Annotated in this window: 6 protein-coding genes and 1 pseudogene; 3 read left to right on the top strand and 4 right to left on the bottom strand. The window is 70.2% G+C overall.

The window, feature by feature from the left end:
• A pseudogene (locus tag VM306_RS05480) lies at positions 1-283 on the top strand (coagulation factor 5/8 type domain-containing protein); the annotation flags it as partial.
• On the opposite strand, the gene VM306_RS05475 reads toward VM306_RS05480, so the two are convergent.
• Together VM306_RS05475 and VM306_RS05470 are read right to left on the bottom strand one after the other, a co-directional pair.
• Complete coding sequence (locus VM306_RS05475; protein WP_325511537.1) at positions 274-762, bottom strand: hypothetical protein; 489 nt, start codon at positions 760-762, stop codon at positions 274-276. The pseudogene VM306_RS05480 and the gene VM306_RS05475 sit on opposite strands and share 10 nt — an antisense overlap.
• 32 nt (positions 763-794) lie before the next feature.
• Positions 795-1,703, bottom strand: coding sequence for a DUF1996 domain-containing protein (locus VM306_RS05470; protein WP_325511535.1), 909 nt, complete (start codon positions 1,701-1,703; stop codon positions 795-797).
• A 184-nt stretch (positions 1,704-1,887) separates the two neighbouring features.
• Here VM306_RS05470 and VM306_RS05465 point away from each other — a divergent pair, with 184 nt between their 5' ends.
• Both VM306_RS05465 and VM306_RS05460 read left to right on the top strand, forming a co-directional pair.
• Complete coding sequence (locus VM306_RS05465; RefSeq protein WP_325511533.1) at positions 1,888-3,999, top strand: discoidin domain-containing protein; 2,112 nt, start codon at positions 1,888-1,890, stop codon at positions 3,997-3,999.
• Between the two features lie 93 nt (positions 4,000-4,092).
• Positions 4,093-5,454: an oxygenase MpaB family protein gene (locus VM306_RS05460; protein WP_325511531.1), complete on the top strand. Its 1,362-nt coding sequence runs from the start codon at positions 4,093-4,095 to the stop codon at positions 5,452-5,454.
• On the opposite strand, the gene VM306_RS05455 is transcribed toward VM306_RS05460, so the two are convergent.
• Both VM306_RS05455 and VM306_RS05450 read right to left on the bottom strand, forming a co-directional pair.
• Positions 5,433-6,128: a response regulator transcription factor gene (locus VM306_RS05455; RefSeq protein ID WP_325511529.1), complete on the bottom strand. Its 696-nt coding sequence runs from the start codon at positions 6,126-6,128 to the stop codon at positions 5,433-5,435. The genes VM306_RS05460 and VM306_RS05455 overlap by 22 nt on opposite strands.
• A complete protein-coding gene (locus VM306_RS05450) occupies positions 6,125-7,258 on the bottom strand; it encodes a sensor histidine kinase (protein ID WP_325511527.1) in 1,134 nt (377 codons plus the stop codon). The genes VM306_RS05455 and VM306_RS05450 overlap by 4 nt, the downstream gene beginning before the upstream one ends.
• Between the last annotated feature and the right edge of the window lie 33 nt (positions 7,259-7,291).

Here is a 7,291-nt window from a genome sequence, read left to right as displayed (position 1 = left end):
CGCGTGGATGAACGGATCGAAGCGGGGATGGGCGGGGTACAAGGTCGCGGACTCGGTGACGACGCACCAGGCGTTCGGTGTCGGTGTCTACGCCTTCAACCAGGCGGATCCGAGCATCGTGACGGACAACGCGTTCGAGGCGCCGAACCGGTCGGGTGTGCGGTTCACGCACCTGGTCGCGGTGTCGCTGGGTGGTGTGGGCACGATCGCCAACGTCATCAACGGCACGGGCGGCCAGGCGGACCTGGCGAACCAGGTCCGCTACGTCGTGAACTACCCGTGACCGAGGCGGTCCAGCTGCCTCTTGCGTGACGACTCGACGGACGCCGCGAAGCTCTTGGTCGCGGCGTCCGTCCCGTTCTCCTGCTCGCTGCGGGCGAGCTTGGCCGTCTGGTCCAGGTGCTCGTGGAGCTTCTTCACGAGCGCGGCCGGATCCGTCCTGATGACCAGCAGGTCCGCTTCGGAGACCAGGCCCGGCATCTGGTGGCCGGCGTGCAGGTTGGTGTCCGGCAACCCCGCTTCGTCCCGCAACCGCCGCAGCTGGACCAGCTCGTCCGAGTGCGACGCCTTGAGCTCGGAGGCGAACTCCCGGAGCTCGGCGGGGGCGGCGTCGAGGGCGGGCAGGAGCTGTTCGTTCATCGGGATCATCAGCTGCACCCACGCCGTGTCCGTGCTGGTGACCGGCGACGGGGCGGCGGGCGCGCCGGGCGGCGCGGCCGAGCACGCGGACAGCAGCAGCAACGCGGAAACACCCCAGGGCACGCGCCGCCCTGGGGTGCATGAGGAGGAGAACCTCACCGCGGCAACCGGTAGTCCGGTCCGAGCGCTGCTCCTCGATCCGGCTTGTACAGGTCGAACCCGCGCGGGTCGCACTGCAGGCCGCCGTTGATGCAGTGGCGGACCAGCGCTGCCTGCGTGGGGGCGTCCCAGGCGTTCATGAAGTCGTAGTGCCAGGTGTAGCCGCGGCCGCTGGAGAGCCGGACGCGCGACATGTCACCGGACACCGGGAACGCCATCTTGAACTCGATCATCGGCACCGCGACCGGGTGGCTCGGCGGGCAGACCAGCGTCGCGCGGTCGGGGTAGGCCATGTGCGACTTGTGGTCCGCCGAGTCGAGGTCACGGCCGTTCCAGCAGCTCGGCGCCTGGTAGCGGACGTTGAGCTGGGTGCCGGGCGTGCAGTAGGCGGGGATGTCCCAGTTGTGGAAGCTGTCGCCGCACTCCCAGCCCTCGACCGCGCCGGGCGCGGTGCGGAACTGCTCCTGCGTCGCCGTGGGACTGCCGACCACGAACCGGATGCCCGGCGGGAACGGCACGACGTCCTGGTACCTCAGGATGCCGGACTTGTAGTAGATGACCTGCGGGAAGTTCGGCGGCACGATCTGGTCGCCGTTGTAGACCGACGGGAACCAGTAAGCCGACTTGTCGTCCGGCGTCCTGCAGTTGGTCTGCCCCGCCTTGAGCGAGTCGTTGGTGCTGCTGGCCTTGGTGGACGCGTTGCCGAGGAACGTGTGCATGTGCGACGCGCCCGGCAGCCCCGGGAAGACGATGGGGTCGTCCGGGAGGTGGGTCGTGACCGAGCAGTTCGCCTGGAACTCGTGGTGCGTGACGAGGTCGTCGGCCTGGGCCGACTGGTTCGCGACGACGATCACCGCCGTCACGAGTGCGGCCGCGGCCGCTACCGCGCTGAGTTTCTTGGACACCTGTGTCCTCCTGCCGACGTGGGGAACCGGCTTGGGAGAGCGCTCTCCCAAACAGCGTCCCGCTCCCGTCCCGGAGGTGTCAAGACCGGTTCTTTGACACTGCCGACGTCTCGTCGTAACGTTCGGCGGCAGGGTTGTGAGAGCGCTCTCCACGCACACATCCCTACTTGTGGCAGGAGGCGCGATGGTCCGCGTCCGCTCCATCTGCACGGTCGTCGCCGTGCTGCTAGGCCTGGCGGTGCTCCCCGCTCACGCAGCTCCGGTCCTGCTCTCGCAGGGCAAACCCGCGGTCGCGTCCTCGACCGAGAACGGCGGCACGCCCGCGTCGGCCGCGGTCGACGGTGACTCCGGCACTCGCTGGGCGAGTGCGTGGAGCGACCCGCAGTGGCTGCGGGTCGACCTCGGCGCGACCTCGGCCGTGACCCGTGTGGAGCTCGACTGGGAGTCCGCTTTCGCGACGGCGTTCGAGATCCAGGTCTCGGCCGACGGCAACGCGTGGCAGACGGTCCGTTCGGTGACCGGCGGGACCGGTGGCCGGCAGGGCTACGACGTGAGCGGCACCGGCCGGTACGTCCGAGTCCACTCGACTCAGCGCGCCAACGGTTACGGCGTCTCGCTGTGGGAGTTGCGGGTCTTCGGTGAGCAGGGTTCGAACCCGCAGCCCGGCACCGGCGTGCACGTCACCGGGTCGCAGGGCAACTGGCAGCTCACGGTGGACGGCAAGCCGTGGACGGTCAAGGGCCTGACCTGGGGTCCGCCCGCCGCGGACGCCGCGCGGTACATGCCAGAGCTGAAGGCGATGGGCACCAACACCGTGCGCACTTGGGGCACCGACGCCTCGACCCGTCCGCTTCTGGACGCGGCGGCGGCTCAGGGGCTTCGCGTGATCAACGGTTTCTGGCTGCAGCCCGGCGGTGGTCCGGGTTCCGGTGGTTGCGTGAACTACGTGACCGATGCGCAGTACAAGGCGGACATGCTCGGCCAGATCCGGCAGTGGGTCACGACCTACAAGGATCACCCCGGTGTGCTGATGTGGAACGTGGGCAACGAGTCGATCCTCGGTCTGCAGAACTGCTACTCCGGCACCGAGCTGGAGAACCAGCGCATCGCCTACGCCCGTTACATCAACGAGGCCGCGCGAGCGATCCACGCAATCGACACCAACCACCCGGTGACGAACACCGACGCGTGGACCGGTGCATGGGTGTACCTGAAGGCCCATACGCCCGACCTCGACCTCTACGCCGTCAACTCCTACGGCAACGTCTGCCAGGTGCGCCAGGACTGGATCAACGGCGGCTACACCAAGCCGTACATCCTCACCGAGGCCGGCCCCGCAGGTGAGTGGGAGGTGCCCAACGACGCCAACGGCGTGCCCGCCGAGCCGACCGATGTGCAGAAGCGCGACGGCTACACCCAGGCCTGGAACTGCATCGTCGGCCACACCGGAGTCTCCTTCGGCGGCACGCTGTTCCACTACGGAACCGAGTACGACTTCGGCGCCGTGTGGTTCAACCTGACTCCCGCGGGCAAGAAGCGGCTGTCGTTCTACGCGGTGCAACGGGCGTTCGGCGGCGCCACGCCCGCCAACACCCCGCCGGTCATCTCGTCGATGAACCTTCCTCAGACCGTCGCCGCCGGTGCCCCGCTGGCCATCGACGTGGCGGCGTCGGATCCCAACGGTGACGCGATCGCGTGGTCGGCGGCGTTCAACAGCAAGTACATCGACAACAGCGGTGGCCTGGCGGCGACTCCGGTCCAGGTCGACGGCACCCGGCTGACCGTCACCGCGCCGGACCGCCTCGGCGTGTGGAAGGTCTACGTCATGGCCGAGGACGGCCGCGGCAACATCGGCATCGAGACCCGGTCGGTGCGGGTCGTCGCGCCACAGCCGTCCGGTGTGAACGTGGCCCGGGGCAAAGCCACCACGGCGTCGTCGTACCAGCAGGTGGGCGACGGGGCACCGTTCCCGCCGTCGAACGCGGTGGACGGCAACGCCTCCTCGCGGTGGGCCACCGACTGGGCGGATCCGCAGTGGATCCGCGTCGACCTCGGTGCCGTCACGACCTTCCAGCACGTGCAGCTGGTGTGGGAGGGCGCGTTCGGCCGTGCGTACGAGATCCAGGTGTCGGACGACGGCAACAACTGGCGCTCGGTCTACGGCACCGCCACCGGCAACGGCGGCGTCGGCTCGATCGACGTGACCGCGACCGGCCGGTACGTGCGGCTGCACGCCACGCAGCGCGGAACCGGGTGGGGCTACTCGCTGTACGAGTTCGGCGTGTACCGGCGGTGATTTCGGGCAAGTGGGTGGATTCCACCACCGCATGAGGTGAATCCCCGGCGGTTTTCGATCTCCGGCCCCGGCGTCATGACTAACTTCGGCGCAATGACCGTCGAAGTGGCGCTGGGACCGGAATCGAGCACATGGGACCGCCTCGGTCAGTGGCGGTTCCTGCTGGTGATGCACCGCGCGCTCGTGCTGCAGGCCGCGCATCCGGCCGTGGGTGCCGCCGTGGCCGAGTACTCCGTCTACAACGCACGCCCGTGGCGGAGGTTGTTGCGCACGCTGGAAAGCCTGCACACCTACGTCTACGGCAGCGCCTCCGAGCAACGCCGCGAGCTCGCCCGGCTCGACCGGCTGCACCGCCGCATGCAGGGCACCGACGGCTACGGCAGGCAGTTCGACGCGGGCGACATCGCGGCCAGGGCCTGGGTGCACCTGACGTTGTTCGAGGGCGTGCTGACCATGCAACGTCTCGGCGGCGACCCGATGTCCGCCGAGGAGACCGCCCGCTTCTACGACGAGTGGCGACGGCTCGGGCAGGAGTTCGGCCTGTCCGCGGACGACCTCCCGGCCACGCCGGAGGAGTTCCAGAGCTACTTCGACCACGTGGTGGCCGACGTGCTGGAGGACAACGCGACGGTTCGCGACCTGTTGTCCGGCAGCGTCTACCGCGTGCCGCCGCCACCGGGCCTGCCGATCCCGGACCTGATCTGGGCACCCTTGCGCTACGCCGTGGTGACCGCCGCCGTCCAGGCGACGGCCGTGACGCTGCCCGCCGTCTACCGCGAACGCCTGCGCCTGACCACCTTGCCGGGCCTGGGTCTTCTGGTCGACGGACTGCACCTGTCCGTGCGCATGGCGTTCGACTTCCTGCCGAAACCGTGGCGCTACATGCCTTTGGCGGCCGCGTCGATCAGGGCCGCCGCCTCCCCGCGGGCCGAGGCCGCGCCCGAGTCGTTCTTCGGGACGGTGCTGGACCAGAACGGCGACGGAAGGCTGCGCTGGCCGGACCTGCTGGCGATGGCCCGCGAGATCAGCACGCACTTCGACCTGGACGAGAAGGACGAGGACCACGTCCACGAGGCGTTCCGGTCGTGGTGGGAACAGCTGTGCGCGGCGACCGGCACGCCGCCGGACGGCATCGTGACCGCCGACGCGTACCACGTGGCGCTGGCTGAGGGGCGCTATCCGGGTGCGCCTTCCCGCGAGCACGGCTACGGCGCGGTCGCGGCCGCCGTGCGCGGGCTGATCGACCGGGACGGCAACGACGAGGTGCGGCAGGACGAGTACTCCCGGCTGCTCGACCACAGCCCGCGGCGGCACGAGCTGATCGCCGCGATGCGGGAGCTCGACCACGACGGGGACGGGACGATCCGGGCCGCCGAGCTGGAGCAGGTGCTGCGGGAGTTCCTGGTGGGGGAGCGGGACTTCGAGGCCGCTCGTCAGCTGCTCGGCCGGATCTGACCGGGCCGGTCCAGCGGTGGCCGCGCCTGCACCAGCCCGTTCATGTGCGCGTAGGCCACCGCGTGCACCCGGTCCCGCAGACCCAGCTTGGCCAGCACCCGCGACACGTGCGTCTTCACCGTCTCGTCCCCGACGTGCAGCCGGGCCGCGATCTCGGCGTTGGAGTGGGCCGCCGCCACCAGTTGCAGCACCTCGCGCTCCCGCGCCGTCAGCAGGGCAAGCTCCGGCGGCGTGGGAGGCGGCGCGAGACTGACGGCGAACCGGGCGATCAACCGCTGGGTCACGGAAGGGTCGATCAGCGCATCTCCACGAGCCGCCACGCGCACCGCCGAGATCAGCTCCTCCGGCGGCAACGACTTCAGCAGGAACCCGCTGGCACCGGCCTTGAGCGCCCGGTACACGTACTCGTCGGAGTCGTAAGTGGTCAGCAGCAACACCTTCGTGCGGTTCGCGGGGTCGGCCAGGATCATCTCGGTCGCGCCCAGCCCGTCCAGCTTCGGCATGCGGATGTCCAGCACGGCGACGTCCGGGCGCAGGCGGGCCACCTCGGACACCGCCGCCCTGCCGTCGGCCACCTCCGCCACGCACTCCAGGTCGGGCTGCGTGTCGAAGATCGCGCGCATGCCCGAGCGCAGCATCGCGTGGTCGTCGGCCAGCAGCACCGTCAGGGTCATGACGCCTCCAGGGGGAACGTGACGACGGTGCGCCAGGTCCTGCCGTCCGGTTCCAGGCCGGAGCGGGTGGTGCCGGCGAACATCGACGCGCGGTTGCGGATGCCCACCAGGCCCCTCCGCACGGAGCCGGAGCCGTTGCGGGCGCCCGCCGTGTTCTCGGCGGTGACGACCAGCGCCGCCGGAGCGTACTCCAGCGTCACGGTCACGCCGGACGCGTCGCCGTGGCGCAGGGCGTTGGTCAGCATCTCCTGGATGATCCGGTAGACGGTGACGTCCAACGACTCCGGCACGTCGCGCCGCCGGCCGCTCACCTCGAGGCGTGCGGGGACGCCCGCGGAACGGACGCCGTCGAGCAGCTCGTCGAGGTTGTCGAGGCCCGGTTGCCTGGCTCCCTCGGACTTGTCGCCGTGCAGGAGGTCCAGCAGGTGCCGCAGGTCGACCATGGCAGCGCGGCTCGCGATCTCCACGGAACGCAGGGAGAGCGCGAGGCGGGTGTCGCTGTCGGGCAGGCCGAGGCGGGCGGCGCCGGCGTGCAGGCCTATCGCGCTCACGTGGTGCACGATCACGTCGTGCAGGTCGCGGGCGATGGCGCTGCGTTCCTCGCTCACGGCCTTGGTGACGGCCGCCGAGGCGTCGCGCCGTTCCATCTCCGAACGCTTCTCCATCTCGGCGAGGTACGCGCGGCGGGCGGTGGTGTAACGGCCGACCAGCCACGGGAGCACGGCGGCTTTGGCTGCCACCAGCAACGCCGTCACCAGGCCCTGGCCCACGAACAACGAGCACGTCACGAGGCTGGCGGAGAGCAGGCCCAGCGACAGGTACGCCGGTGTGCCGCGCAGCCAGGCTCCCGCGCGGTAGCCGGCGATCAGCAGACCGGCCTCGTTCGCGTCGATGCCCCTGCCGAAGGCGAGGAGGACGAGCACGGGCAACGCCGCCTGCGCCGCGGCCACCCAGCCGGAGAGCTTCGCGGGACCGGCCAGCGCCGCGTCGACGGCCAGCGTCAGCACCAGGACCACCGCCGTCCGCCACAACGACTTGTGCTCGAGCAGCACGAATCCGGCATCGGCGACCATGCACACGGCGGCCACCAGCCACGACTGGTGCTTCAAGGGCATTCTGATCGAGTCCATCGCACGGTGATCCTGCCGGATAAGCGGCCCTGA

The organism is Lentzea sp. (assembly GCF_035525475.1).
GTDB lineage: Bacteria > Actinomycetota > Actinomycetes > Mycobacteriales > Pseudonocardiaceae > Lentzea.
Note: the sequence above shows the minus strand (reverse complement) of the source record. Positions and strands in the feature narration are given on the sequence as shown.